General features: G+C 72.0%; 24 protein-coding genes, 1 tRNA gene and 1 riboswitch. Of the genes, 14 read left to right on the top strand and 11 right to left on the bottom strand.

The genetic code is table 11. The annotated features are described in order from the left end of the window. Nucleotides 1-13 precede the first annotated feature (13 nt). Nucleotides 14-186: riboswitch (cyclic di-AMP (ydaO/yuaA leader) on the top strand. Nucleotides 187-190: 4 nt separating this feature from the next. The 7 genes from ACFQ9Z_RS31520 to ACFQ9Z_RS31550 all read left to right on the top strand — a co-directional run bounded on the left by ACFQ9Z_RS31520 (nt 191) and on the right by ACFQ9Z_RS31550 (nt 8,117). Further along, nucleotides 191-898: a transglycosylase family protein gene (locus ACFQ9Z_RS31520; protein WP_383026929.1), complete on the top strand. Its 708-nt coding sequence runs from the start codon at nt 191-193 to the stop codon at nt 896-898. A gap of 339 nt (nt 899-1,237) precedes the next feature. Continuing rightward, nucleotides 1,238-2,545 (top strand): phosphopyruvate hydratase, encoded by a 1,308-nt coding sequence (gene eno / locus ACFQ9Z_RS31525; protein ID WP_383026932.1) that lies wholly within the window; start codon nt 1,238-1,240, stop codon nt 2,543-2,545. A gap of 122 nt (nt 2,546-2,667) precedes the next feature. After that, nucleotides 2,668-3,144: a septum formation initiator family protein gene (locus tag ACFQ9Z_RS31530; RefSeq protein WP_383026936.1), complete on the top strand. Its 477-nt coding sequence runs from the start codon at nt 2,668-2,670 to the stop codon at nt 3,142-3,144. Between the two features lie 85 nt (nt 3,145-3,229). Next, a complete protein-coding gene (locus tag ACFQ9Z_RS31535) occupies nt 3,230-3,769 on the top strand; it encodes a DUF501 domain-containing protein (protein WP_383026939.1) in 540 nt (179 codons plus the stop codon). Continuing rightward, on the top strand, nt 3,766-4,722 hold the full coding sequence (locus ACFQ9Z_RS31540; RefSeq protein ID WP_383026942.1) for an exopolyphosphatase: 957 nt from the start codon (nt 3,766-3,768) through the stop codon (nt 4,720-4,722). Before ACFQ9Z_RS31535 ends, ACFQ9Z_RS31540 begins: the two co-directional genes overlap by 4 nt. A 513-nt stretch (nt 4,723-5,235) precedes the next feature. Further along, nucleotides 5,236-6,615, top strand: a complete 1,380-nt coding sequence (locus ACFQ9Z_RS31545) for an NAD(P)/FAD-dependent oxidoreductase (protein WP_383026945.1) — start codon at nt 5,236-5,238, stop codon at nt 6,613-6,615. A gap of 212 nt (nt 6,616-6,827) precedes the next feature. Next, entirely contained in the window at nt 6,828-8,117 is a 1,290-nt protein-coding gene (locus ACFQ9Z_RS31550) for a class I SAM-dependent methyltransferase (protein WP_383026948.1), read from the top strand. A gap of 66 nt (nt 8,118-8,183) precedes the next feature. Here ACFQ9Z_RS31550 and ACFQ9Z_RS31555 read toward each other — a convergent pair whose 3' ends face one another. Together ACFQ9Z_RS31555 and ACFQ9Z_RS31560 are read right to left on the bottom strand one after the other, a co-directional pair. Further along, entirely contained in the window at nt 8,184-10,712 is a 2,529-nt protein-coding gene (locus ACFQ9Z_RS31555; RefSeq protein WP_383026951.1) for an ABC transporter permease, read from the bottom strand. Further along, nucleotides 10,712-11,512, bottom strand: a complete 801-nt coding sequence (locus ACFQ9Z_RS31560) for an ABC transporter ATP-binding protein (protein ID WP_383026954.1) — start codon at nt 11,510-11,512, stop codon at nt 10,712-10,714. The genes ACFQ9Z_RS31555 and ACFQ9Z_RS31560 overlap by 1 nt, the downstream gene beginning before the upstream one ends. A 394-nt stretch (nt 11,513-11,906) precedes the next feature. On the opposite strand from ACFQ9Z_RS31560, the gene ACFQ9Z_RS31565 reads away from it, so the two are divergent. The 3 genes from ACFQ9Z_RS31565 to ACFQ9Z_RS31575 all read left to right on the top strand — a co-directional run bounded on the left by ACFQ9Z_RS31565 (nt 11,907) and on the right by ACFQ9Z_RS31575 (nt 14,313). Further along, nucleotides 11,907-11,993: transfer RNA gene (locus tag ACFQ9Z_RS31565), tRNA-Leu, on the top strand. Nucleotides 11,994-12,146: 153 nt separating this feature from the next. Further along, a complete protein-coding gene (locus ACFQ9Z_RS31570) occupies nt 12,147-13,322 on the top strand; it encodes a 4-hydroxybenzoate 3-monooxygenase (protein ID WP_383026957.1) in 1,176 nt (391 codons plus the stop codon). A 145-nt stretch (nt 13,323-13,467) separates the two neighbouring features. Then, entirely contained in the window at nt 13,468-14,313 is an 846-nt protein-coding gene (locus tag ACFQ9Z_RS31575; RefSeq protein WP_143631299.1) for a Bax inhibitor-1/YccA family protein, read from the top strand. Nucleotides 14,314-14,423: 110 nt separating this feature from the next. Here the strand turns inward: ACFQ9Z_RS31575 and ACFQ9Z_RS31580 are convergent, their stop codons facing one another. Next, nucleotides 14,424-14,654, bottom strand: a complete 231-nt coding sequence (locus ACFQ9Z_RS31580) for a DUF4287 domain-containing protein (RefSeq protein ID WP_383026960.1) — start codon at nt 14,652-14,654, stop codon at nt 14,424-14,426. A 99-nt stretch (nt 14,655-14,753) separates the two neighbouring features. Here ACFQ9Z_RS31580 and ACFQ9Z_RS31585 point away from each other — a divergent pair, with 99 nt between their 5' ends. Further along, complete coding sequence (locus tag ACFQ9Z_RS31585; RefSeq protein WP_174266280.1) at nt 14,754-15,065, top strand: hypothetical protein; 312 nt, start codon at nt 14,754-14,756, stop codon at nt 15,063-15,065. A 25-nt stretch (nt 15,066-15,090) separates the two neighbouring features. Here the strand turns inward: ACFQ9Z_RS31585 and ACFQ9Z_RS31590 are convergent, their stop codons facing one another. The 3 genes from ACFQ9Z_RS31590 to ACFQ9Z_RS31600 form a co-directional block, all read right to left on the bottom strand. After that, nucleotides 15,091-15,891 carry a hypothetical protein gene (locus tag ACFQ9Z_RS31590; RefSeq protein WP_383027167.1) on the bottom strand — a complete coding sequence of 267 codons (801 nt, stop codon included), beginning with the start codon at nt 15,889-15,891 and terminating at the stop codon, nt 15,091-15,093. 282 nt (nt 15,892-16,173) lie between these two features. After that, the gene (locus ACFQ9Z_RS31595) at nt 16,174-17,394 is read right to left on the bottom strand and encodes an acetyl-CoA C-acetyltransferase (RefSeq protein ID WP_360661883.1); all 1,221 of its coding nucleotides are present in this window, start codon (nt 17,392-17,394) and stop codon (nt 16,174-16,176) included. 244 nt (nt 17,395-17,638) lie between these two features. Continuing rightward, on the bottom strand, nt 17,639-18,658 hold the full coding sequence (locus ACFQ9Z_RS31600; protein WP_383026965.1) for an SGNH/GDSL hydrolase family protein: 1,020 nt from the start codon (nt 18,656-18,658) through the stop codon (nt 17,639-17,641). A gap of 160 nt (nt 18,659-18,818) precedes the next feature. Between ACFQ9Z_RS31600 and ACFQ9Z_RS31605 the strand changes: the two genes are divergently transcribed. Continuing rightward, nucleotides 18,819-20,210: a cystathionine beta-synthase gene (locus tag ACFQ9Z_RS31605; protein ID WP_383026967.1), complete on the top strand. Its 1,392-nt coding sequence runs from the start codon at nt 18,819-18,821 to the stop codon at nt 20,208-20,210. A gap of 381 nt (nt 20,211-20,591) precedes the next feature. On the opposite strand, the gene ACFQ9Z_RS31610 is transcribed toward ACFQ9Z_RS31605, so the two are convergent. Further along, on the bottom strand, nt 20,592-21,023 hold the full coding sequence (locus ACFQ9Z_RS31610) for a hypothetical protein (RefSeq protein WP_383026971.1): 432 nt from the start codon (nt 21,021-21,023) through the stop codon (nt 20,592-20,594). Between the two features lie 230 nt (nt 21,024-21,253). Here ACFQ9Z_RS31610 and ACFQ9Z_RS31615 point away from each other — a divergent pair, with 230 nt between their 5' ends. Further along, nucleotides 21,254-22,117: a MurR/RpiR family transcriptional regulator gene (locus ACFQ9Z_RS31615; RefSeq protein WP_383026974.1), complete on the top strand. Its 864-nt coding sequence runs from the start codon at nt 21,254-21,256 to the stop codon at nt 22,115-22,117. Nucleotides 22,118-22,214: 97 nt separating this feature from the next. Further along, on the top strand, nt 22,215-22,799 hold the full coding sequence (locus ACFQ9Z_RS31620; RefSeq protein WP_383026977.1) for a hypothetical protein: 585 nt from the start codon (nt 22,215-22,217) through the stop codon (nt 22,797-22,799). A 27-nt stretch (nt 22,800-22,826) separates the two neighbouring features. On the opposite strand, the gene ACFQ9Z_RS31625 is transcribed toward ACFQ9Z_RS31620, so the two are convergent. The 4 genes from ACFQ9Z_RS31625 to ACFQ9Z_RS31640 are packed head-to-tail and all read right to left on the bottom strand — an operon-like array spanning nt 22,827 to nt 24,960. Beyond that, a complete protein-coding gene (locus ACFQ9Z_RS31625; protein ID WP_143631312.1) occupies nt 22,827-23,201 on the bottom strand; it encodes a hypothetical protein in 375 nt (124 codons plus the stop codon). Between the two features lie 10 nt (nt 23,202-23,211). Continuing rightward, the gene (locus ACFQ9Z_RS31630; RefSeq protein WP_383026980.1) at nt 23,212-23,712 is read right to left on the bottom strand and encodes a roadblock/LC7 domain-containing protein; all 501 of its coding nucleotides are present in this window, start codon (nt 23,710-23,712) and stop codon (nt 23,212-23,214) included. 34 nt (nt 23,713-23,746) lie between these two features. Then, the gene (locus ACFQ9Z_RS31635; RefSeq protein WP_383026983.1) at nt 23,747-24,574 is read right to left on the bottom strand and encodes a transcriptional regulator; all 828 of its coding nucleotides are present in this window, start codon (nt 24,572-24,574) and stop codon (nt 23,747-23,749) included. Continuing rightward, nucleotides 24,571-24,960 (bottom strand): hypothetical protein, encoded by a 390-nt coding sequence (locus tag ACFQ9Z_RS31640; protein ID WP_383026986.1) that lies wholly within the window; start codon nt 24,958-24,960, stop codon nt 24,571-24,573. Before ACFQ9Z_RS31640 ends, ACFQ9Z_RS31635 begins: the two co-directional genes overlap by 4 nt. Nucleotides 24,961-24,969 lie beyond the last annotated feature (9 nt).

Here is a 24,969-nt window from a genome sequence, read left to right on the forward strand (position 1 = left end):
CCCGGGAACAGTCGTCGCGCAAGCGCCGTAGGCAGGAGCGGGGGACCCAAGGTAAGTGCCGGAACGGCCGTCAGCGCCGGAACCGGCTAGGGGTGGAGCCGCGGCCCGCGAGAGCGGGCACGCGGCCGGGCAACTCAACCGGCCCGAACCCGACAGCTCACCTCGCAGGCGTCGGTGAGGGGATCCATCCATGCTGTTCTCCAGCAAGGGCAAGCACCGTCGTCCGTCCAAGGCCACCCGGGCCATCGCGCTCGCCGGTGTGACCGGCGCCGCCGTCGCCGCCCCGCTGATGGCGGCCGGCAACGCCTCCGCCGCCACCACCTCCGAGTGGGACGCGGTCGCCCAGTGCGAGTCCGGTGGCAACTGGTCCATCAACACCGGCAACGGCTACTACGGCGGTCTGCAGTTCTCCGCCTCCACCTGGGCCGCCTACGGCGGCACGCAGTACGCCGCGCAGGCCAACCAGGCGGGCAAGGCCCAGCAGATAGCCGTCGCCGAGAAGGTCCTCGCCTCCCAGGGCAAGGGCGCCTGGCCGGTGTGCGGCAAGGGCCTTTCGGGCACCCCCTACAACGGTTCCGCCCCGAGCGGCTCCTCGCAGGGCACCTCCTCGCAGGGCACCTCCTCGGGCGGCACCGCCACCCGCTCCACCGACCAGCAGGCCGCCTCCCGCTCCAGCGAGCGGCCGGCCGCGAGCGCCAAGAAGACCGTCACCACCCCGACCGGCAAGAAGGTCAAGAAGGGCGACGGCGAGTACAAGGTGGTCAAGGGCGACACCCTCGGCACCATCGCCGACAAGCACCACGTCCAGGGCGGCTGGCAGAAGCTCTTCGAGCTGAACAAGGACATCGTCGACGACGCCGACCTCATCTACCCGGGCCAGCAGCTCCACCTGAAGTGACACCTGGCTCCTGACGGAACCACAGTGCCCTCACAAGGCCGTCCCCCAAGCAGAACGCCTCGTGAGGGCCGTTCCTCCCGTCCCCCACGGGCTCCCCGCCCCGGTGCGTTCTCCCCCGTACGCACCGGGGTGGGGCTGTTTTCGTCCCCGCTCTCGCCGGGCGTGTTCGCGGTACCCCGCCCGGACCCCTTTGTTCCGGGCAGGAACAATGGGTACCGTCTCCTTGTCCACGGGGCGGTCGGTCGGTGGCCGACGCCCCCTGGACGGTTAGGCTCTAGTCGCAAGGCGCAGCCGTGAGGCAGCCCGCCCCGCACTTCCAGCGTCACATCCAAGAAGGAGATGCTCGTGCCGTCCATCGACGTCGTCGTAGCCCGGGAAATCCTGGACTCCCGAGGCAACCCCACGGTCGAGGTCGAGGTCGGCCTCGACGACGGCAGCACGGGTCGTGCCGCCGTTCCGTCCGGTGCCTCCACCGGTGCCTTCGAGGCCATCGAGCTCCGTGACGGCGACCCCAACCGCTACCAGGGCAAGGGCGTCGAGAAGGCCGTCCTCGCCGTCATCGAGCAGATCGGCCCGGAGCTGGTCGGCTACGACGCCACCGAGCAGCGCCTGATCGACCAGGCCATGTTCGACCTGGACGCCACCGACAACAAGGGCTCGCTCGGCGCCAACGCCATCCTCGGCGTCTCCCTCGCCGTCGCGCACGCCGCCTCCGAGGCCAGCGACCTGCCGCTGTTCCGCTACCTGGGCGGCCCGAACGCGCACCTGCTGCCGGTGCCGATGATGAACATCCTGAACGGCGGCTCGCACGCCGACTCCAACGTGGACATCCAGGAGTTCATGATCGCGCCCGTGGGCGCCGAGTCCTTCTCCGAGGCCCTGCGCTGGGGCACCGAGGTCTACCACACCCTGAAGAAGGTCCTGAAGAGCAAGGGCCTGTCCACCGGCCTCGGCGACGAGGGCGGCTTCGCCCCGAACCTCGGCTCCAACCGCGAGGCCCTCGACCTCATCCTGGAGGCGATCAAGGAAGCCGGTTACGCGCCCGGCGAGCAGATCGCCCTCGCGCTCGACGTCGCCGCCTCCGAGTTCTACAAGGACGGCAAGTACCTCTTCGAGGGCAAGGACCGCTCCGCCGCCGAGATGACGGAGTACTACGAGGAGCTCGTCGCGGCCTACCCGCTCGTCTCCATCGAGGACCCGCTGTTCGAGGACGACTGGGCCGGCTGGAAGGTCATCACCGACAAGCTCGGCGACAAGGTCCAGCTCGTCGGCGACGACCTGTTCGTCACCAACCCCGAGCGCCTCGCCCGCGGCATCGACGAGGGCGCCGCCAACGCGCTGCTGGTCAAGGTGAACCAGATCGGCTCGCTGACCGAGACCCTGGACGCCGTGGAGCTGGCCCAGCGCAACGGCTACAAGTGCATGATGTCCCACCGCTCCGGCGAGACCGAGGACGTCACCATCGCCGACCTGGCCGTCGCCACCAACTGCGGCCAGATCAAGACCGGCGCCCCGGCCCGCTCCGAGCGCGTCGCCAAGTACAACCAGCTCCTGCGCATCGAGGAGATCCTGGACGACGCGGCGGTGTACGCCGGCCGCAGCGCGTTCCCGCGCTTCCGCGGTCACACCGAGGTCTCCAAGGGCTGACCCCCACCGGGCCGATCCGAACCGGACGGCCGGGTTGTCAGCCAGTCGTACGTACGTCCCCGTACCCGGTCCCGTACCGTGTGCGGGGACGTACGCACGTGGAAGGGGAGGCGGAGAGCCAGATGGCCGTCAAGGACCGGGACCGTTTCTCCACCGCGACCAGGCTGCGCGCGCTCGGCGAGCAGACCGCGGCCAGGGTCTACCGCTCCCAGACCAAACGGCAGGCCCGCCGCTCCCGGCTCACCGGCCGCGCGGCCCTGCTGGCTCTGGTGCTGTGCTCGATGATCGTCGCCCTCGCCTACCCGATGCGGCAGTACGTCTCCCAGCGCGCCCAGATCTCGGACCTCCAGCGGGAGCGGGAACAGGCCAGGCAGCGCGTCGAACAGCTGCGTGACCTCAAGGCGCGCTGGCAGGACGACGCCTACGCCGAGCAGCAGATCCGGCGCCGGCTGCACTACGTGATGCCCGGGGAGACCGGCTACGTCGTCGTCGACCCGGGCGCGGCCAAGCAGTCCCGCGCGGACCTCCGGGCCGCCCGCCGGCCCTGGTACGCCAACGTCTGGGACGGGGTCGACAAGGCCGACGCCGCCGGCCGGTGACCCGTCCTCCCCGGCCGGCCACCGGCCGCCACCAGCAACCGGCCCGCGGGCCGGCCACCGACAGAAAGCCACTCTGAAAGCAGTCATGGAAACGCCTCCGCCGCCCACTTCGCGCTCCGAGCCCACCGACGCGGACGTAGCGGCCTTCAAGCAGCAGCTGGGCCGTCCGCCGCGGGGCCTGCGGGCCATCGCGCACCGCTGCCCCTGCGGCCAGCCGGACGTCGTGGAGACGGCGCCCCGGCTGCCCGACGGCACGCCCTTCCCGACGACGTACTACCTCACGTGCCCGCGCGCCAACTCCGCGATCGGCACGCTGGAGGCCAACGGCGTCATGAAGGAGATGACCGAGCGGCTGGCGGCCGACCCGGAGCTGGCCGCCGCCTACCGGGCCGCCCACGAGGACTACATCCGGCGCCGGGACGAGATCGAGGTGCTGGCGGGCTTCCCGAGCGCCGGCGGCATGCCGGACCGGGTGAAGTGCCTGCACGTGCTGGTGGCCCACTCGCTGGCCGCCGGACCGGGCGTGAACCCGCTCGGCGACGAGGCGATCGCGATGCTCCCCGAGTGGTGGAGCAAGGGACCGTGCGTGACACCGTGCGAGCCGGCCGGGGAGGACGACAAGTGACCCGCGTGGCCGCCGTCGACTGCGGTACGAACTCCATCCGGCTGCTGGTCGCCGACGCCGATCCGGCGACCGGTGAACTCGTGGAGCTGGACCGGCGGATGACGATCGTGCGGCTCGGCCAGGGGGTCGACCGCACCGGCCGGCTCGCCCCCGAGGCGCTGGAGCGGACCTTCGCCGCCTGCCGCGAGTACGCCGGGGTCATCAAGGAGCACGGCGCGGAGCGGATCCGCTTCGTGGCCACCTCCGCCTCCCGCGACGCCGAGAACCGGGACGAGTTCGTGCGCGGTGTGGTCGACATCCTCGGCGTCGAGCCCGAGGTCATCACCGGCGACCAGGAGGCCGAGTTCTCCTTCACCGGCGCGACCAGCGAGCTCAAGGGCCGCGACGACCTGCCCGGCCCCCGCCTCGTCGTGGACATCGGCGGCGGCTCCACCGAGTTCGTCGTCGGCGACGACCACGTGCGGGCCGCGCGGTCGGTGGACATCGGCTGCGTGCGGATGACCGAACGGCACCTGGTGCACGAGGGCGAGGTCACCGATCCGCCCACCGAGGAGCAGATCGCCGCCATGCGGGCGGACATCGAGGCCGCCCTCGACCTCGCCGAGCGGACGGTCCCGCTGCGCGAGGCGCGCACCCTGGTCGGCCTGGCCGGCTCGGTCACCACGGTGTCGGCGATCGCCCAGGAACTGCCCGAGTACGACTCCGAGCGCATCCACCACTCCCGCGTCACCCGCGAGCGCGTCCGCGAGATCACGAACGCGCTGCTGCACTCCACGCACGCCGAGCGCGCGGCGATCCCGGCCATGCACCCGGGACGTGTCGACGTGATCGGAGCCGGCGCCCTCGTCCTGCTCGCGATCATGGAGCGGATCGGGGCCGAGGAGGTCGTCGTCAGTGAGCACGACATCCTCGACGGGATCGCCTTCAGCGCGGCTGAGACCCCGGCGTCGTAGCCCGGGGCGGTGCGCGAGCGGACGCCGACGGCCCCGTGCCGCCGGCGTCCGCGGTCCGGCACCCCTTCCAGGGGCTCTGCCCACCTCTTTGCTACTGGCGAGTAGCCTCTGTTGAGCAGCTCGGATAACGTGTGAGCGAGCCGTTCGCCGCCTCCGGTGACATCCCGTCGGCAAAGTTCGTGAAGTTCTTCACAAGAGATTCCGTCCCGTACGGCCGGGAAACGGGGCCGGTTGGCCCTTCCGGGGGTCGATCTCCTGTTTGAACATGTTCAGGTGGCGGACGCACGAGAGGTTCGGAGGGGGCGTTCCAGGGGTGTTTCCGGCCCCTCGCGGACGCCCTGAATCGGCAGAGAGGCAGCTCACGCGGCCTTGACAACGGGTCAGACCGTCCAGCGGTTCCACTCTCGCGACATGAACTGCGTCACGCGGGCCGCGGAGTTTAGCACAGGGTGTGTCAGAGCTTGTGAAGGGGCGCACGAGCAACCCCCCTGAGGCGGGTGGATACTCGATGCCATGAGCACCACGGAGCGTCCCAGGATCCTCGTAGTAGGCGGTGGGTACGTAGGCCTGTACGCAGCTCGGCGCATCCTCAAGAAGATGCGCTACGGCGAGGCGACCGTCACGGTCGTCGACCCCCGGTCGTACATGACCTACCAGCCCTTCCTCCCCGAAGCCGCCGCCGGCAGCATCTCCCCCCGGCACGTCGTCGTCCCGCTGCGACGCGTGCTGCCGAAGGCGGAGGTCCTCACCGGCCGGGTCACCACCATCGACCAGGACCGCAAGGTCGCCACGATCGCCCCGCTCGTGGGCGAGGCGTACGAGCTGCCCTTCGACTACCTGGTCATCGCGATGGGCGCGGTCTCCCGCACCTTCCCGATCCCCGGCCTCGCCGAGCAGGGCATCGGCATGAAGGGCATCGAGGAGTCCATCGGCCTGCGCAACCACGTCCTGGAGCAGCTCGACAAGGCCGACTCCACGACCGACGAGGAGATCCGCCGCAAGGCGCTCACCTTCGTCTTCATCGGCGGCGGCTTCGCGGGTGCGGAGACCATCGGCGAGGTCGAGGACATGGCCCGGGACGCGGCCAAGTACTACAAGAACGTCTCCCGCGAGGACATGCGGTTCGTCCTCGTCGACGCCGCCGACAAGATCCTCCCCGAGGTCGGCCCCAAGCTCGGCCAGTACGGCAAGGAGCACCTGGAGAGCCGCGGCGTGGAGATCTACCTCTCCACCTCCATGGACTCCTGCGTGGACGGCCACGTCGTGCTGAAGAACGGCCTCGAGGTCGACTCCAACACGATCGTCTGGACCGCGGGCGTCAAGCCGAACCCGGCCCTGTCCCGCTTCGGCCTGCCCCTCGGCCCGCGCGGCCACGTCGACTGCGAGCCGACCCTCCAGGTCAAGGGCACCGACTACATCTGGGCCGCCGGCGACAACGCCCAGGTCCCGGACCTCGTCGGCCGCAAGGCCGGCAACGAGAACGCCTGGTGCCCGCCGAACGCCCAGCACGCGCTGCGCCAGGCCCGTACCCTCGGCGACAACGTGATCTCCGGCATGCGGGGCTTCCCGCAGAAGGAGTACGAGCACGCCAACAAGGGCGCGGTGGCCGGTCTCGGCCTGCACAAGGGCGTGGCGATGATCGTCATGGGCAAGATGAAGATCAAGCTCAAGGGCCGCCTCGCCTGGTACATGCACCGCGGCTACCACGGCATGGCCATGCCGACCTGGAACCGCAAGATCCGCGTGTTCGCGGACTGGACCCTCGGCATGTTCCTCAAGCGCGAGGTCGTCTCCCTGGGCGCCATGGAGAACCCGCGCGAGGAGTTCTACGAGGCCGCCAAGCCGGCCCCGGTCGCCGCGAGCAAGACCGGCGAGAAGGCCAAGGCCTCCTGACCCACCGGCTCCACCGCCGGCCGCCGGGCCGCTGACGGAACCATCCGAGAGACCTCCCGCCATCCGTGGTGCGGGAGGTCTCTCGGCGTTTCCGGACGGTCGGTGGAGGGGGAGTTTGCCCTCCTGTAACTCCTTTGCGGGACTGCGCCGGAGGCTTCCCGGTGTTTACGTGGTATCGGACATCCGGGATCGTCGTCTTGGAGGTGTGCGCCATGGCCGACGCCGCGTCGCGGCTGAGGAGTCTCGCCGAGCAGTTGCTGGGATCGCCGCTACCCGTGCGGATCCGCGCCTGGGACGGTTCGCAGTCCGGCCCGCCGGACGCCCCGGCCCTCGTCGTCCGCAACCGCCGGGCCCTGCGCCGGCTGCTCTTCAAGCCCGGCGAACTGGGGCTGGCCCGGGCCTGGGTCGCCGGGGACCTGGACGTCGAGGGCGACCTCTACGCCGTCCTCGAGGTCATGGCGGGCCAGGTGTGGGAGCGCGGTGAGGACGCCCGGAGCCTCGTCGAGGCGCTGCGCGACCGGGAGGTGCGGGCCGCCGGGCGCGAACTGCTGAGACTCGCCGGGCCGCCGATCCCGCCCGCCCCGCCCCGCGAGGAGGTCCGCAGACGCCGTCACCTGCACACCCGGCACAGCGACCGGCGGGCCATCAGCCACCACTACGACGTGGGCAACGACTTCTACGAGCTGGTCCTCGGCCCGTCGATGGTCTACTCGTGCGCCTACTGGCAGGACGGCGGCACCCTGGAGTCCGCCCAGCGCGACAAGCTCGAACTCGTCAGCGCCAAGCTCGGCCTGACGGAGGGACGGCGGCTGCTGGACGTCGGCTGCGGCTGGGGCTCCATGGCCATCCACGCGGCCCGCGAGCACGGCGCGCGGGTCGTCGGCGTCACCCTCTCCCAGGAGCAGGCGGCGTACGCCCGCAAGCGCGTCGCGGACGAGGGACTGACCGACCGCGTGGAGATCCGGGTCCAGGACTACCGGGACGTCAACGACGGCCCCTACGACGCCATCTCCTCCATCGGGATGGCCGAACACGTCGGCGCCGAGCGCTACCTGGAGTACGCGAGCGTCCTGTACGGCCTGCTGAAGCCCGGCGGGCGGCTGCTCAACCACCAGATCGCCCGCCGCCCGCAGCGCGACGAATCCTCCTACGAGGTCGACGGCTTCATCGACGCCTACGTCTTCCCCGACGGTGAACTCGCCCCGATCGGCACCACCGTCACCCAACTGGAGCGGGCCGGATTCGAGGTCCGGGACGTGGAGTCGATCCGCGAGCACTACGCCCGCACCCTGCGCCAGTGGGTGGAGCGGCTGGAGACCGGCTGGGACCGCGCGGTCCGGCTCACCAGCCCGGGCCGGGCGCGCGTCTGGCGGCTCTACATGGCCGCCTCCGCCCTCGCCTTCGAACGCAACCGCATCGGCGTCAACCAGGTCCTGGCCGTCCGCACCCCCGACTCGGGCGCCTCCGGGCTGCCGCTGCGCACCCGCACCTGGAACACCTGACACGGCGGGACACGAGGAGGGGCCCCGTTCCGGTCACATGGAACGGGGCCCCGGCTGTGCCCGCGGCTACTCGGCCTTGATCGCCGCCAGCATGTTCAGCCGGGCCGCGCGCCGGGCCGGCCACAGGGCGGCCAGCACACCGACCACCCCGGCCAGCAGCAGGAAGAGCGCCATCCGGCCCCAGGGCAGGACCAGTTCGTACGTCGGCATCTTCGTGCCCAGCAGCTCACCGGCCGCCCAGCCGAAGAACACGCCGAGACCGATGCCGAGCACCCCGCCGAACAGGGAGATCACCAGCGACTCCAGGCGCACCATCCGCTTGACCGACCTGCGGTCCAGGCCGATGGCGCGCAGCATGCCGATCTCCTGGGAGCGCTCGAAGACCGACATGGCCAGGGTGTTGATGACGCCCAGGACCGCGACGACCACCGCCATGCCGAGCAGGCCGTAGACCATGTTCAGCATCAGCGTGAACATCTTCGCGATGTCGTTGGAGATGTCCTTCTTGTCCTGGACCAGGATCGCCGGGTTGGAGCCGAGGGCCTTCTCCAGCCGGTCCTTCGCCCCGTCGGACGCGCCGCCCTCGGTCTTCACCATCACCCGCATGTCGGCCGGGTCGGTCAGATGCGGGGTGAGGACCTTGTTGTCGAGCATGATGCCGTTGAACATGTCGTTGCCCTCGTAGATCCCGGCGACCGTGAGGCCGCGCGCCGCGCCGTCCTCGAAGTGCGCGGTGAACCGGGAGCCGACCCGCCAGCCGTGCTCCGCGGCCCGGTCCTTGTCCACGACGATCCGCGAGCCGCCCACGGTGAAGGAACCGTCGTCCACCTTCAGGTCCGTCAGCCGGCCGATCGCCGGGCCGTCGACGCCGGTCAGGTACTCCGTCTCACCGCCGATCCGGGAGGCGCCGTTGCGCAGCGGGCTGCTGGCGGTGACGCCGTCGGCGGCGGCGAGCCTGCGCGCCACGTCGGGCGAGAGCGGGCCGCGGTTGGCCATCGACACGACGTAGTCCGCGCGGATCGCCGATCCGGCCATCCGGTCGATCGACGTCTGCAGGCTGCCCGCCATCACCGTCATACCGGTGATCAGGGTCAGTCCGATCATCAGCGCGGACGCCGTGGCCGCCGTACGGCGCGGGTTGCGCACCGAGTTCTGGCGGGCCAGCTTGCCCGAGACGCCGAACAGGCGCAGCACCGGGGCGGCGGCCGCGATCAGCGGGCGGGACAGCAGCGGGGTCAGGATGAACACGCCGATGATGAGCAGGACCGCGCCGAGCCCCATCGGGCCCTGGGCGGAGTCGGCGTCCATCGTGGTGGCCGCGAGGACCACCGCGACGCCGGCCGCCGAGAACAGCGCGCCGAGCGTGTTGCGCAGCACCAGCGACTTGGTGGTCGCCTTGGCGTGCACGCTGCTCATCGCCGCGACCGGCGGGATCTTCGCCGCGCGCCGGCCGGGCAGCCAGGCGGCCAGCACGGTGATGACGATGCCGACGGCGAGGGCGGCCAGCACGGTGCCCGGGGTGATCACCAGGGGCCCGTCGGGCACGCTCGCGCCGAAGGAGCCGAGCAGCGACCGCAGGCCCGCGCCGATGCCGACACCGGCGGCCAGGCCGGTCACTCCGGCGACCGTGCCGACGACCAGCGCCTCGATCAGCACCGAGCGGGTGACCTGACGGCGGGAGGCGCCGACCGCCCGCAGCAGGGCCAGCTCCCTGGTCCGCTGGGCGACCAGCATGGTGAAGGTGTTGGCGATGATGAACGTGCCGACGAACAGGGCGATGCCGGCGAACACCAGCAGGCTCTGCCTCAGCCCGCTCATCGAGGAGGAGATCGCCTCCGCCTGGTCGTCGGCCAGCCGTTTGCCGGTGGTGGTCTCCACCAGGCGGGTCGGCAGCGCCTTGTCCAGCGCCGTCTTCAGCGCGCTCTGGCTGGTTCCCGCCGCCGCCTTCACGTCGATCTCGTCGTACGTGCCCTTCTTGCCGAACAGGGCCTGCGCGGTGGGCGTGTCGAACAGGGCGAGGCTGCCGCCGGCGGCCACGTTGCCGTCGTCGGTGCTGAAGACGCCGCTGACGCGCGGGGTGAGGACCGGGCCGTCCACCGAGAGGCGGACGGTGTCGCCGACCTCGTAGCCGGCCCGTTCGGCGGTCCTCGCGTCGATCAGCACCTCGCCCCGGCCGCGCGGCGCGTGTCCGCCGACCAGCGGATAGCGGGCGTCCTTGGCGCCCCAGTAGTTGCCGCCCTCGGACTGCCAGCCGTCGCCGAGCAGCTTGCCGTCCTTGCCGGCGATCGCGGTGAAGCCGGTGACGACGCCGGTGGCGGAGGCGGCGCCGGGCGCCTTGGCGGCCCGGTCGAGCAGCGCCTGGGTCAGCTCGGGGGTCCTGCCGACCTGGTCGCCCTTGGAGTCCTGGTACTTGGGCCGTACGGCGACGTCGACCTGGTCGAACCCCTTGGCGGAGCTCTTCTGGTAGGCGTCGGAGACCGTGTTGGTGAAGACGAGCGTCCCGGAGACGAAGGCCACGCCGAGCATGACGGCGAGCACGGTCATCAGGAGCCGGGCCTTGTGCGCGGAGACGTTGCGCAGGGCGGTGCGGAACATCAGCCGGCGCTGCCCTTCGCGTCGAGGCCGGCTTCCCGCTGGTTGCCCCCGGGAAGGCCGCGCATGAGGTCGAGGACGGAACCGGCGGTCGGGCCGTGGATCTCGTCGACGATCCGGCCGTCGGCGAGGAAGACCACGCGGTCCGCGTACGCCGCCGCCACCGGGTCGTGGGTCACCATGACCACCGTCTGGCCCAGTTCGCGCACGGAGTTGCGCAGGAAGCCCAGCACCTCGGCGCCGGAGCGGGAGTCCAGGTTGCCGGTCGGCTCGTCACCGAAGATGATCTCCGGCTTGGAAGCGAGCGCACGGGCGACCGCCACGCGCTGCTGCTGGCCGCCGGAGAGCTGCGAGGGCCGGTGTCCGAGCCGCCCGGAGAGTCCGACCATCTGGATGACCTGGTCGAGCCAGGCCCTGTCGGCCTTCCGGCCTGCGATGTCCATCGGAAGGGTGATGTTCTCCAGCGCGGTCAGCGTCGGGAGCAGGTTGAAGGCCTGGAAGATGAAGCCGATCTTGTCCCGGCGGAGCTTGGTGAGCTGCTTGTCCTTCAGGGAGCCGAGCTCGGTCTCGCCGATCCGCACGGATCCCGAGGAGAAGGTGTCCAGGCCCGCCACGCAGTGCATCAGCGTGGACTTGCCGGAGCCGGACGGCCCCATGATCGCGGTGAACTCCGCCTCCCGGAAGTCGACCGAGACCCGGTCGAGGGCGACCACCCGGGTCTCGCCCTGCCCGTAGATCTTCGACAGCTCGGTGGCGCGTGCTGCCACGGCCGTGGTCCGGCCGGCGGTGGGTGTGGTGGTCAAGGGAGGGTGCTCCTGTCGGGACGACGATCGGTTTCGGGGACTCGGTCCATCGTCCCGGCCACCGGCGCGCCTGGAGTCAGCCGCTGTTCCGGTTCCCGGGGGCGACTGCGGTCGGACGGAGCGGGCTCGTGTCATACCTGGGGAGGACGGGCGGCCCTGACACGCGTGGTGGCCAGAACGGGCCGGGCGCCCTCGTTCGGCAGGTGAAATTACGTCATTCCGCGTGCGTGCGCACCCGCGCGCCGTCACGCTGGTGGCAAGTGCGGATGGCGAGTTCCGCGTGCTGATGCACCCTCAGACATCAATAAAATAAGACAACATCGGGTCCCCGCCCCGCCCGACCGAGGGGCGCGCCCCGATAGGGTCGGAGCCCTCGTAGCGGTGCCCATGGCCTGCCCGGATGGTGGAATGCAGACACGGCGAGCTTAAACCTCGCTGCCCCTTCGCGGGCGTGCCGGTTCAAGTCCGGCTCCGGGCACCAATCCCCCTCAGATCCGGCCCGCTCCTCTCTTTCCCGCGCGTTCTCCCGGGTGACCGTTGACAGCGGCACGCGTGCGGCCGGAGACTCCTCGCAAGAAAGTGAAAGAAAGTTCACCACGCGAACGCCAGTGGGGCAGAGACAAGGGAGCGACCGATGCGCACCACCGTCGGGATCATCGGAGCCGGCCCGGCCGGGCTGCTTCTGGCGCGGCTGCTGCACCGCGCCGGCATCGACTCGGTCGTCCTGGAGAGCCGCGACCGCGCCTACGTCGAGCAGCGGCAGCGGGCCGGAATCCTGGAGCAGGGCACCGTGGACGTGCTGCGGGAGGCCGGCGCCGGCGAGCGGATGGACCGCGAGGGGCTGCGGCACGACGGGATCGAACTGCGCTTCGGCCGGCGCCGCCACCGCGTCGACTTCCCCGGCCTCACCGGCGGGCGTTCCGTGACGGTCTACGCCCAGACGGAGGTCTGCAAGGACCTCATCGCCCTCCAGCTGGCCGAAGGGGGCCCGCTGCTGTTCGAGGCGGAGGCGCTGGCCGTCGAGGGCGCGGAGGGCGACCGGCCCCGGGTGCCGTTCCGGCACCAGGGGCGCGAGGACGTCCTGGAGTGCGACTGGGTCGTCGGGTGCGACGGCTTCTGGGGTGTGGCCCGCAAGGCCTTTCCGGCCGGCGTCTCCCGGGTGTTCGAGCGGACCTACCCCTATGCCTGGCTCGGCATCCTCGCCGACGTCGCGCCCTCGCACGACGAACTCGTCTACGCCCGGCACGACCGCGGCTTCGCCCTGCTGTCCATGCGCTCGCCCTCCGTCTCCCGCCTCTACCTCCAGGTGCCCGCCGGCACCGAGGCCGACCGGTGGGGCGACGAGGAGATCTGGGCCGAACTGGACCGGCGCCTGGAGACCGGCGACGGCTGGAAGCTGGAGCGCGGTCCGATCACCCAGAAGTCGGTCACCCCCATGCGGTCCTTCGTCCACGAGCCGATGCGCCACGGCCGGCTCCTCCTCGCCGGTGACGCCGCCCACATCGTGCCGCCGACCGGCGCCAAGGGCCTGAACCTCGCAGTCGGTGACGTCGCGACCCTCGCCCGCGCGCTCGTCCACGAACGGCGCAGCGGGTCGCCGGAACTCCTCGACGCCTACTCCGCCACCTGCCTGCGCCGGGTGTGGCAGGCCGAGCGGTTCTCGTACGACATGACGACCATGCTGCACAGCGCCCCCGACGCCACCGCCTTCGACGCCCGGCTGCAGCTGGCCCGGCTGGAACGCGTCGCCTCCTCGCGCGCGGCCGAGACCGATCTGGCCGAGGCCTACACCGGCTTCCCGCTGGAGTGAGCGGTTCCCCGGGGGGAATCAGTGGTTCGCGTGGCGTGTTGGGCAACACCGCGGGGGAAAGATCCCCCTCAAGTAGTACGGACGTTCTTTTGCCAATCCATTACTCTTGAGCCAAGGCCGCGCACGGTGGCCATGGAGGAGTGAAATGAGGAGCAGCAACCCGGTCTTCTCGCGACGGGGGTTCAGCCGCGACAACGGCTACGCCGGCTTCAACACCGCAGCGCAGGCCGGGTACGCACAGGGCAACCCGTACGCGCAGAACCCCTACGCCCAGCAGGACCTCCAGCAGGGAGCCCCGCCGCAGGCTCCGGCCGCCACCGGCCGGATGACGATGGACGACGTCGTCACGCGCTCGGCCATCACGCTCGGCACGGTCGCCGTCGGCGCCGCCCTCGCCTGGATCCTGCTGCCGGTCTCCACGACCAGCTACGGCCTGGCCTTCGGCGCCGCGATCGTCGCGATGGTCCTGGCGCTGGTGCAGAGCTTCAAGCGCACGCCGTCGCCCGCGCTGATCCTGGGTTACGCCGCCTTCGAGGGCGTCTTCCTGGGCGTCATCAGCGAGATGTACAACAGCCGCTGGAGCGGGGCGCCCTTCCAGGCGGTGCTCGGCACCATGGCCGTCTCGGCCGCCACCCTGCTCGTCTACAAGGCGGGCTGGATCCGTGTGACGGCCCGCTACGCGCGCATCGGCATGGCAATCGCCATGGCCTTCATCGTGGTGATGGCGGTCAACCTGCTGCTGGTCGCGTTCGGTGTCGCCGAGGACGGCGGCCTGCGCAGCTTCGGCCCGCTCGGCGCGATCGTCGGCATCATCGCCATCGTGCTCGGCGCCTTCTTCCTCACCCTGGACTTCAAGCAGATCGAGGACGGCATCGCCTACGGCGCCCCGCGCAGCGAGTCCTGGCTCGCCGCGTTCGGCCTGACCCTCACCCTGGTGTGGATCTACGTGGAGATGCTGCGGCTGGTGGCGATCTTCAGCAGCAACGACTAGCGCGACCGGCCCGTGACCGGGCCGCCGTTCGCGTGAAGTCATGGGAAAGGGCCCCGCATCCGGTGAAGACGGATGGCAGGGGCCCTTCGCCGTGTCCGGGCGGCGCGCCGCTACAGCAGCCTGCGCGCGGCCCTCCTCAGGTCGTACTCGTGGACGATCGCCTTGGCGTGGCCGTACGCGAGGTCGTACTCGTGCCGGAGCCAGCTGACCTTCTCCTCGAAGCGGAACAGGGCGGGGCCTTCTTCGACGGTGCGCAGCCAGTCGGAGACTTCACGACCGGTGCAGTGCGGAATGCGGGCGAGCAGGTTGCGGTGGGTCTCCTCGGAGAAGAGTTGGGACATCGGCGCCTCCGGACGCAAAGGGGATGTAAGCCGGTCCTTCACGTCACCGTGCCTGAGCGTTCGCGTATTGGCAACAGTGCGGCGCGTTACGCTCAGTCCGTGGTTGATACGACGCCCTTGACCCGAGCAGTGGATCACTTCGCCGACCGTCTGCGGGCCGCCCCGCAGAGCCGGCTGCAGCGGGGGGCCGCAGCGGAGGCGCTGGCCCTGGCCAACGAGTTGGCCCAGTGGGCGCAGCGCGTGGAGGATCCGGCCGCCGAGCCCCGGCGGATGCCGGACGCGGGGATGTTCGCCGCGGCCGACCAGATCCTGGTGGCGGCGCACGACTTGGCGCTGGTGCTGCGCACCGACGACGAGGTCGGCGAGGCGGTCGGGCTGGTGGAGCAGGCGCGGAAGCGGGCGGGCGTCTGAGCGTCGCGCCGGTTTCCGCCGGCGCTCACAGGGACGCGATGACCCGGTCCGCCAGGATGTAGACCATGTCGTCGCCGCACGCGAACGTCAGCGTATAGGCGCCGGAGATGCCCGAGCCGCCCAGCAGGTAGGGCGTCTCGCCCTCCCGAACGGCCGCGGCCAGCCGCTCCGCCGTCTCCCGGTGACCGGGCGTCATGCACAGGGTGGTGCCGTCGGCGAAGACGTAGACGTCCAGGGTGCCCAGCGGTCCGGGCCGGACGTCGGACAGCTCGACCTGGTCGGCGGCCAGCTGCTCCAGAGTGGTCACGGTGCGCTCGTGGTCGTTCACCACCGGCGACTGCACCGGCACGAAGTCCGGGTGCGAGGGGTGACGGCGGCGGGCGGCGGCCAGCTCGGGGGACTCGCTCCCGGCAGGGGCGCCCCCGGAGAACTCGTCGGTCTCCGTGGCCGGCTCGGCGACCGGCTCCAGCGAGTCCAGGCCCGCGAAGTCGGCCTGCCGCGGCAGGAACAGGTCGTTCTCGGCGAAGTTGAGCAAGGACGGCGCGTCGGAGGCGTCCCGGGCCTCCTGCGCGGCCCAGAACGCACGGGCCTCGGCCAGTTCCCGCTCCCGCTCCTCGGCCAGCGCCTCGGCCACGGCCGCGCGTATCTCCTCCGCGCCGGCGGAGGCGCGGGCGGCGGGCAGCGGCGCGCCCCGCCCGGCGGCCTGGTTCTCGGCGAGCTGTGCCTGCAACTCGGTGAGCTGGCGGCGCAGCTTGAGAACGGTCCGCAGGACGGCGACGCCCACGGCGCCCGTGGCGGCCGTGGTGAGCAGCAGGGCGATCGGCATGGCGCTCACTGACGTACTCCCAGGTTCAAAGTCGACCCCCGACTTCCTACATCAGCTTGAAGGGCGGACTAACCAGCTGTCAGTGCGTAACGTCACGAAACGGACAGGGCTTTGCGGGCGTCGTTTCCTGACTCACGGCGCTGACCTGCAAGGACACTCCCGCGAGGGACATAGGTCACATCCTGAGGGAGATTGGATCACAAAACGGCCCGGAACCCGGGGTTTTCCCGGGTTCCGGGCCAGCGTCCGACGCAGGGTGCCGTGCCCGCTACCGAGGGTGCGTCAGCTCAGGCGCTCGATGACCATGGCCATGCCCTGGCCGCCGCCGACGCACATCGTCTCCAGGCCGAACTGCTTGTCGTGGAACTGCAGCGAGTTGATCAGCGTGCCGGTGATGCGCGCGCCGGTCATGCCGAAGGGGTGGCCGACGGCGATGGCGCCGCCGTTGACGTTCAGCTTCTCCAGCGGGATGCCGAGGTCGCGGTAGGAGGGGATGACCTGGGCGGCGAACGCCTCGTTGATCTCGACGAGGTCGATGTCGTCGATGGTCAGCCCGGCCCGGCGCAGGGCCTGCTGGGACGCCTCGACCGGGCCGAGGCCCATGATCTCCGGGGAGAGGCCGGAGACGCCGGTGGAGACGATGCGGGCGAGCGGGGTGAGGCCGAGTTCGCGCGCCTTGGTGTCGGACATGATCACGACGGCGGCGGCGCCGTCGTTGAGCGGGCAGCAGTTGCCCGCGGTGACGAGCCCGTCCGGGCGGAACACCGGCTTGAGGCCCTGCACGCCCTCAAGGGTGACGCCGGCCCGCGGGCCGTCGTCCTTGGCGACGACCGTGCCGTCCGGCAGGGTCACCGGGGTGATCTCGCGCTCCCAGAAGCCGTTCTTGATGGCCTCTTCGGCCAGGTTCTGCGAGCGGACGCCGAACTCGTCCATGTCCTGCCGGGTCACGCCCTTCCAGCGGGCGAGGTTCTCCGCGGTCTGGCCCATCGCGATGTAGGCGTCCGGGACCAGGCCGTCCTCGCGCGGGTCGTGCCAGGTGGTGCCCTCCTGCGCGGCCACGGTGGCGGTACGGGCCTCGGCCTCGGCGAAGAACGGGTTGTGCGTGTCCGGCAGGCTGTCGGAGTTGCCCTTGGTGAAGCGGGAGACCATCTCGACGCCGGCCGAGATGAAGACGTCGCCCTCGCCCGCCTTGATGGCGTGCAGCGCCATGCGGCTGGTCTGCAGCGAGGAGGAGCAGTAGCGGGTGATCGTGCAGCCGGGCAGGTGGTCCATGCCCATCTGCACGGCCACGATGCGGCCGAGGTTGTTGCCCTGCTCGCCGCCCGGCAGGCCGCAGCCGAGCATCAGGTCGTCGATGTCCCGGGGGTCCAGCTCGGGGACCTTGGCCAGCGCCGCCTGGATGATCGTGGCGGTCAGGTCGTCCGGGCGCAGGTCCTTCAGGGAGCCCTTGAAGGCGCGGCCGATGGGGGAGCGGGCGGTCGAGACGATCACGGCTTCGGGCATCACGGCTCCAGAGGACGGAGTTTGGGCAGGACCGGTTGGGAAGTTACCCGGCCGTATGGTTCAGGTCACCGGTGTCGCGGTGTGACACTGGCCGCAATTTACTAAGCGCTTGCTTTGGCTGCCGGCGGTTCGGCGGGGGCGTGCGCGCGGGCGGGGGTGACGGTTTCCGGCGCGCGGTGCCCCCGGACCACGCGGGTTCCTGCCCGCCGACCCACCCGACTCGGCTTGCGGCTGCCTCGGGTGTTCATACCGATGGGCGGGCCGGTTCCGCCTCGCTGACGCGGCGCCGGCGGCGGCGTTTGAGGAGGGCCCAGGGGCCGCGGGGGCCCGTGGGCATGGCCGCCGTGACCTCGGTGCCCGCCTCCGAGGCGGCCTCAGCGGCCGCCCTGGCCACGGGCAGGAAGCCCTCGCGCCGGGACGCGTCCGGCCGCTCCTCCTCGGCCGGCCACAGGCCGAGCGCCGCGCAGACCGTGGGCAGGACCGCCATCGCCGCGGTCGCGTAGCCCTCGGCCGACGGGTGGTAGTTGTCGGGGCCGAACAGCTCCCGGGGATTCGCCTCGAACTCCGGGCCCAGCAGGTCGCCCAGCGACACCGTCCGCCCGCCCTGCTCCACCGCCCCGATCGTCTGCGCCGCCGCCAGCTGCCGCGAGGCCCGGCGGGCCAGCCAGCGCAGCGGCTGCTGCACCGGCTCGATGGTGCCGAGGTCCGGGCACGTGCCGACGACCACCTCCGCGCCGGCCGTGCGCAGCCGCCGCACCGCCGCCGACAGGTGCCGCACCGAACGCGTCGGCGGCATCCGGTGGGTCACGTCGTTCGCGCCGATCATGATCACGCACACGTCCGGGACCGGGTCCGCGGCCGACAGCACCAGCGCCACCTGCCGGTCCAGGTCGTTCGACTGGGCGCCCGGCAGCGCCACGTTGCGCAGTTCCACCGGCCGCTCCGCCACCGCGGCCAGGCCCGAGGCCAGCAGCGCTCCCGGCGTCTGGCCGGCCCGGTGCACGCCCTGCCCCGCGGCCGTCGAATCGCCGAGCAGGGCCAGCCGCAGCGGCGGTTCACCGGGGATGTCGTACGCGTGCCCGTACACCCCGTCGGCCACCGGCACCCGGCCCACGCTGCCGTTGCCCACGTGGCGCCGGGCCAGCCGCAGCTCCGCCAGCAGCAGGCCGACGGCCGCCGCTCCGACGAGCCCCACCCCGCCGCCGCCGTACGCCGCTCCGGCCGCGATGCGCCGGGCCACTCTCGCCCTCGACATGCTCGTCATGCGTCGCCGCCACCTCCTCGTAGCCGTACACCCACTCCTTGCCCCGTACAGCCCGTGTGCCAATCTTGACGGGGAGTGAACGCCCGACCCACCTCACTCCGGGGCCGTAGGCTGGCGGAACCACTACGACCAATGTTTTTGCAAGCAACCGGAGACAACGGTGCGATTCCACGACTCGATGATCAGCCTCGTCGGCGACACCCCGCTGGTGCGGCTCAACAACGTGACCAAGGGCATCCAGGCGACCGTCCTGGCCAAGGTGGAGTACTTCAACCCGGGCGGTTCCGTGAAGGACCGCATCGCCCTGCGCATGATCGAGGCCGCCGAGCAGAGCGGGGAGCTCAAGCCGGGCGGCACGATCGTCGAGCCGACCAGCGGCAACACCGGCGTGGGCCTGGCCATCGTGGCCCAGCAGAAGGGCTACAAGTGCATCTTCGTCTGCCCTGACAAGGTCTCGACCGACAAGATCAACGTGCTGCGCGCCTACGGCGCCGAGGTCGTGGTCTGCCCGACCGCTGTGGACCCCGAGCACCCGGACTCGTACTACAACGTCTCCGACCGCCTCGTCCGCGAGACCCCGGGCGCCTGGAAGCCCGACCAGTACTCCAACCCCAACAACCCGCTCTCGCACTATCACTCGACCGGCCCCGAGCTGTGGGAGCAGACCGAGGGGAAGATCACCCACTTCGTGGCGGGCGTCGGCACCGGCGGCACCATCTCCGGCACCGGCAACTACCTGAAGGAGGCCAGCCAGGGGAAGGTCAAGGTCATCGGCGCCGACCCCGAGGGCTCGGTGTACTCCGGCGGCTCCGGGCGGCCGTACCTGATCGAGGGCGTCGGCGAGGACTTCTGGCCGACCGCCTACGACCCCACCGTGGCGGATGAGATCGTGGCCGTCTCCGACAAGGACGCCTTCCAGATGACCCGTCGGCTGGCCAAGGAGGAGGGCCTGCTGGTGGGCGGCTCCTGCGGCATGGCCGTCGTGGCCGCGCTGAAGGTCGCCGAGCGGCTCGGCCCGGACGACGTCGTGGTGGTGCTGCTGCCGGACAGCGGCCGCGGTTACCTGTCCAAGATCTTCAACGACGAGTGGATGGCCGACTACGGCTTCCTCGAGGACGAGGGCCCCAGCGCCCGCGTCGGCGACGTCCTGCAGGACAAGGCGGCCGGCACCATCCCGTCCCTGGTGCACATGCACCCCGAGGAGACCGTGGGCCAGGCCATCGAGGTGCTGCGCGAGTACGGCGTGTCGCAGATGCCGGTCGTCAAGCCGGGCGCCGGCCACCCGGACGTGATGGCCGCCGAGGTCGTCGGCTCGGTGGTGGAGCGCGAGCTGCTGGACGCCCTGTTCTCCAAGCGGGCCTCGCTGGAGGACCCGCTGGAGAAGCACATGAGCGCCCCGCTGCCCCAGGTGGGCTCCGGCGAGCCGGTCGGCGACCTGATGTCGGTGCTGGGCTCCGCGGACGCCGCGATCGTCCTGGTCGAGGGCAAGCCGACCGGAGTGGTCAGCCGCCAGGACCTGCTGGCCTTTCTGGCCAAGGGCGGCAACAAGTAGCCGTACCCCCGGCGAACCGCCGGTGACGGCGGCGAACCGGCCGTGACCTGGGCGGGCCTGGCCGTTCCACAACTGGTACGAGCGTGTCACGTGCGCGCAGCACCCGCTTAACACGGGTCCGGCACATTAGTGGTGTCGGCCACGGCGGGAGCGGCTCCCCGCCCGGGCCGGCGCCGTGCGGCGCCAAGGACCTCCGGAGCGGCTCCCGGACTCTCCATGGACGCCAAGGACGCGCAAGCCCGGTCCTGACCCGGCCCGCGTCCCTGCGCGGGGACCGCCGTCGTCCCGCCCCCCGGCAACGGGGGTGCGGCGGTCCCCGCGCACAACCCTTCCCGGGGCCTGACGCCCCACCGGCGCCCCCGCGCCTCGGTCCCCGGCGCCTCAGTCGTCCCCGGCGGACCGCCGGGCATCGCGTCGGCCGGTCATCAGCTCGGGGTTGAGCCGCACCGCCTGGGCCGCGTTCACGCCGACGATGCCGAGCCAGGTCGCCACGATCCCGGTCATCCCGGCCAGGGCGCCGGAGATGGCGGAGAGCGGGACGGCCAGCACCAGCGACGCGACGGCGAGGCCGAAGCGGTCCACCCACGACCCGGCCGACCTGGGCCGCCTGGTGCCACGGGCGTCGGCCATCCGCTGCTCGGCCAGGTGCCGGCGCACCCTGCGCTCCACCGTGTCGTCGATCCGCTGCTCGACCCTCTCCAGGAAGGAGTCCACGAGCGCGGAGTCGTACTCCTCGCCCAGCTCCCCGCGCGCCCGTACGGTGGCGTCCAGGTCCTTCTTGAGGTCGGTGTCCCGCGAGTCCAGTGCGCTCATGCGCTTCACGGTAGGGAGCACCGGGGGCCGGCGCACTGGGGGAAACCCCCCTCTTTCGCGCCATGGGAAACCCGGTCCTGCCGGAAACCCGGTCCTGCCGGAAACCCGGTCCTGCCGGGAACCCGGTCCCGCCGGATGGCGGGACGGGCCTTGTCCCGGCTGTATAGGCTCATGCAGAGTTCTAGATGACTGAATAATCCGAGGGTCCGCATGCGGAGGGGGAGCACATCATGAGCGTCGACCGGAGCACGGGCGTGACGGACACCCCGGCGACCCGTCTGCAGGCGCTCTTCGAGGGGCACCGGCTCACGCCGACCCAGCGCCGCATCGCACACAGCATGGTGCGGCGGGCCGCCGACGTCCCCTTCCTGTCCAGCGTGGAGCTGGCCGAGCTGGCCGGGGTCAGCCAGCCGTCGGTGACCCGGTTCGCGGTCGCCCTCGGCTTCGACGGCTACCCGGCGCTGCGCAGGCACCTGCGCGAGGTCGTGCCCGCCGAGCAGGCCGCCGCCGGGCCGGGGCCGTACAACGAGTACCAGCAGGCCGTCGAGGCCGAGATCGAGAACCTGAAGCACCTCGCGGAGCTGCTCGCCGACCCCAGGCCGGTGCGGAAGGCCGGCCGGATCCTGGCCGCCTCGCGCCCGCTGCCGGTGCTCGGACTGCGCGCCGCCGCCTCCCAGGCGTACGGCTTCGCGTACTTCGCCGCCAAGGTGCACCCGGACGTCCGGCTGCTCGACGAGGGCGGGACGATGATCCAGGACCGCATCGACGCGGCCGTCCGCGCCGGCGCCACGGCCCTGCTGTGCTTCGCGCTGCCCCGGCACCCGCGCGAGGTGGTCGACACCCTCGCCTACGCAAGGGAGGCGGGTCTGACCGTCGTCACGGTCGCCGACTCCGCCTTCGCGCCCGTCGCCCGCCACTCCGATCTGCTGCTGCCCGCCGCGGTCGGCACTGGGCTCGCCTTCGACACCGCGTGCGCGCCGATGCTGCTCGGACGGGTGCTGCTGGAGGCCCTGTGCGACGATCTGCCGGACGCCCAGGCCCGGTTGGAGCAGTTCGACGCGAACGCGGCCGCCCGCGGGCTGTTCGTGGAGTGACCCGACGCCTTCTCAGACTCGTCTCAGGTTCCGCCGCTAGCGTCGTGCCCGGACCCAGGGGCTGGGTCGACACGTGGACGTGACACGGGAGGCTGACGTGGCGCGCGGAGGACATGGACTGGCCAGGGTGGCCGTCGTCGTACGAGCGGGGGCCGCGCCCCTGTGGTGGTCCGGAGCGGTGGCCGCCGGTGCCGGAGTACTGCCGCCCGGGCTGACCGGGCGCCGGATCGGGGTGTCGGCGGGAGCCGCGCTGTTCCTGATCGCCCTGGCCGTGGTGGCGCTGGTGCGCCGCAAGCGGTACATCGCGCTGGCCGGCGGGGCCGCCAGGGCGGGCAAGTACGACGTGCTGCAGGACCGGGCGGTGACCGTGCGCAACTGGCGCCGGGGGCACCGGTGGTGGCTGCTGCTGGCGTTCGCCGTGGCGCTCGGCGGCTCGTTCGCGCTGCCCGCGACCGGGGGCATGCTGCTGGCCGGGGCCGGCGCCGGGCTCAGGCTGAAGGCCGCCTGGCTGGGGCGCCGGGAGCAGGCCGGGCAGACGCTGCTGTGGGTGCGGGTCGACTGGCTCGACCGGCGCGGCGGCGGTCCGGCGGGCAAGGCCGTCAAGGGCCTGCGCGCCACGGGCGTCGCGGCCGGCGACGCGACCCCCGGCGGGTCCCGCCGCCGCACCGCGGCACTGGTCTGACCTCCTGCGGGCTCCGGGCCCCGGGGGCTAGACCTCCAGCTCCTCCTCGATCCGCTTGAGCTGGTGCCGGGCCATCGCCAGGTTGGCCCGGTTCTGCTCCAGGACGAGGTAGAGGAACAGGCCGTTCCCGCCGCGTCCCTTGAGCAGGCGGATCAGGTGGTACTGGTCCGTCAGCGTGATCAGGATGTCGTCGATCTCGGCCTTGAGGCCCAGCATCTCCATCGTGCGCATCTTGGCGCGGATCACGTCCGTGTTGCCCGCCGCGGCCACGTTGAGGTCGAAGGTCTTGCTGCCGCCCATCGTGCCCAGCGCCATGCCGCTGGTGTAGTCGACGAGTGCGACGCCGGTGGCGCCCTCGATGGAGGTCAGGGCCTCTTTCAGGGCGGTCTCGGTGTTGGCCATGGTGGTCCTCTCAGTTGTCGGTTGCGGTGCGCGCTTCGGTGGCCGTGGTGCGTGGCGCGCGCACGGTGCGCGTACGTGCGGGTGCGGTTCGGGCGGGCCGTGCGGCGGGCGCCGCGGCCCGGGCGGCGGCCTCGGCGGCGTCGAGCAGCTCCCCGATGCGGGCGCCGGACCGGCGGCCCTCCAGGTGGAGCCGGCCGACGTTGACCCGGTCCCGGGTGAGCAGGGTCAGCACGGCGGTGCGGCCGGCCGCGTAGGTGGCGACGTAACCGTGCTCGCCGCGCACCAGCAGCTCGCGGAAGCCGCCGTTGCCGGTGGCGTCGGCGACCCGTACGGCCACGCCGAGCGAGGCCGCGGTGAGCGCCGCGAGGCCCTCCGGGTCGACGCCGGGTGTGTCGTGGGCGACGACGAGTCCGTCGACGCCGGCTGCGAGGGCGCCGGTGAGCTGCGGGACGCGGGTACGCAGCCGGCGCAGCTCGTCCAGCACGCTCTCCAGGTCCTGTTCGGGCACCATCAGCTCTCTCCTCTCGGCGGCGGGGCGGTGCCGTTCAAAGCGCCTCCAGCGCATCCCTGAGCCTCTTCAGCAGCGCGATGTCGGGGTCGGTGACCGTCAGCGGGGGAGCCGACGGGACCGGCGGGACCGGCGGGAGGCCGGGTGCCCCGGGCGCCGCCCGGACGAGTCCGGCCGCCGCGAGCCGGCGCACGTCCACCAGTGTGTGGAACGCCTGTCTGCCCAGGTCGCGGGCGATCTCCGGGGCAGTGCGGGCACCGTCCACCCGGTCCAGGACGGCCCGTCGGCGCGAGGTGACCTGCGTTCCCGCGGCGGGATCGGCGCGGATCAGCGGGGCGCTGTCGGCCGCCGGGTCCGGCCACAGCCGGTGCAGCAGCAGCCGCCGGCGCAGCGTCTCGCGCTCAAGGGCGACGACCGGCACCGAGGGCAGCGGGCCGACGCGAGGGGTGCCGTCGTACCGGAACCGGCCGGGGGTGCTGCTCGGGGTCAGGGCGAAGTACCCCGCGTCGTACAGCGCGTCCAGGTGGCACAGCTCCAGCGCGCCCGCGGGCAGCACCCCGGCGTCGAGCAGCAACCGGGCGGCGTCCGCCGTGCCGCCGGCCCGCTCTGCCGCCCGCTGCCAGGCGGCCGCCGCGAGGGTGCCGTGAGCGGTGAGCAGCACCCCCAGGCCGGGCGCGAGGGGACTCTCGGCGTGCACGACCCGGCCCCGCGCGAGGTACAGGGTGCCGTGTTCGCGGACGAGCACGCCGGTGGCCTGCTCCTCGGCGAGCCGCCGGAGCATCGGGGACAGCGCGCCCGCGGTCCGGTCGGCCGCGGCCGACCTGGCCCGCACCGGCAGCGGCGGAGGTGTGCCGACCATGGTCATCCCAGCACCAGCCGGTCGGCCATCTCGCCCAGCCGGATGCGGGCGAGGGCGAGGTTGCCCTCCGCGCGGCCCAGCCACAGGTGCAGGAAGACGCTGCTGTCGAAGGACGTGACCACGAACCGCAGCAGGTGGTAGCTGTCGCGGTTGCTGATGATCACGTCTTCGACGGGCGGGCGTCCGTCCTCGGCGTCCCCGGCCGTGAAGGCGCCGTGCTCGGCGGCCAGCCTGGCCAGTTCCGCGGCTTCGGCCGCGGTGGTCTCGTGGTCACCGCCGGGGGCCTCCCCGACGGATCCAAGGGCCAGTCCGCTCGTCCAGTCCACCAGTGCGGCTCCCCGGGCGCCGGGCAGCCGCATCGCATCCAGTAGGCACTCGTCGATTCCGGGCACGCCGGTTCC

Source organism: Streptomyces sp. NPDC056580 (genome assembly GCF_042793175.1).
GTDB lineage: Bacteria > Actinomycetota > Actinomycetes > Streptomycetales > Streptomycetaceae > Streptomyces.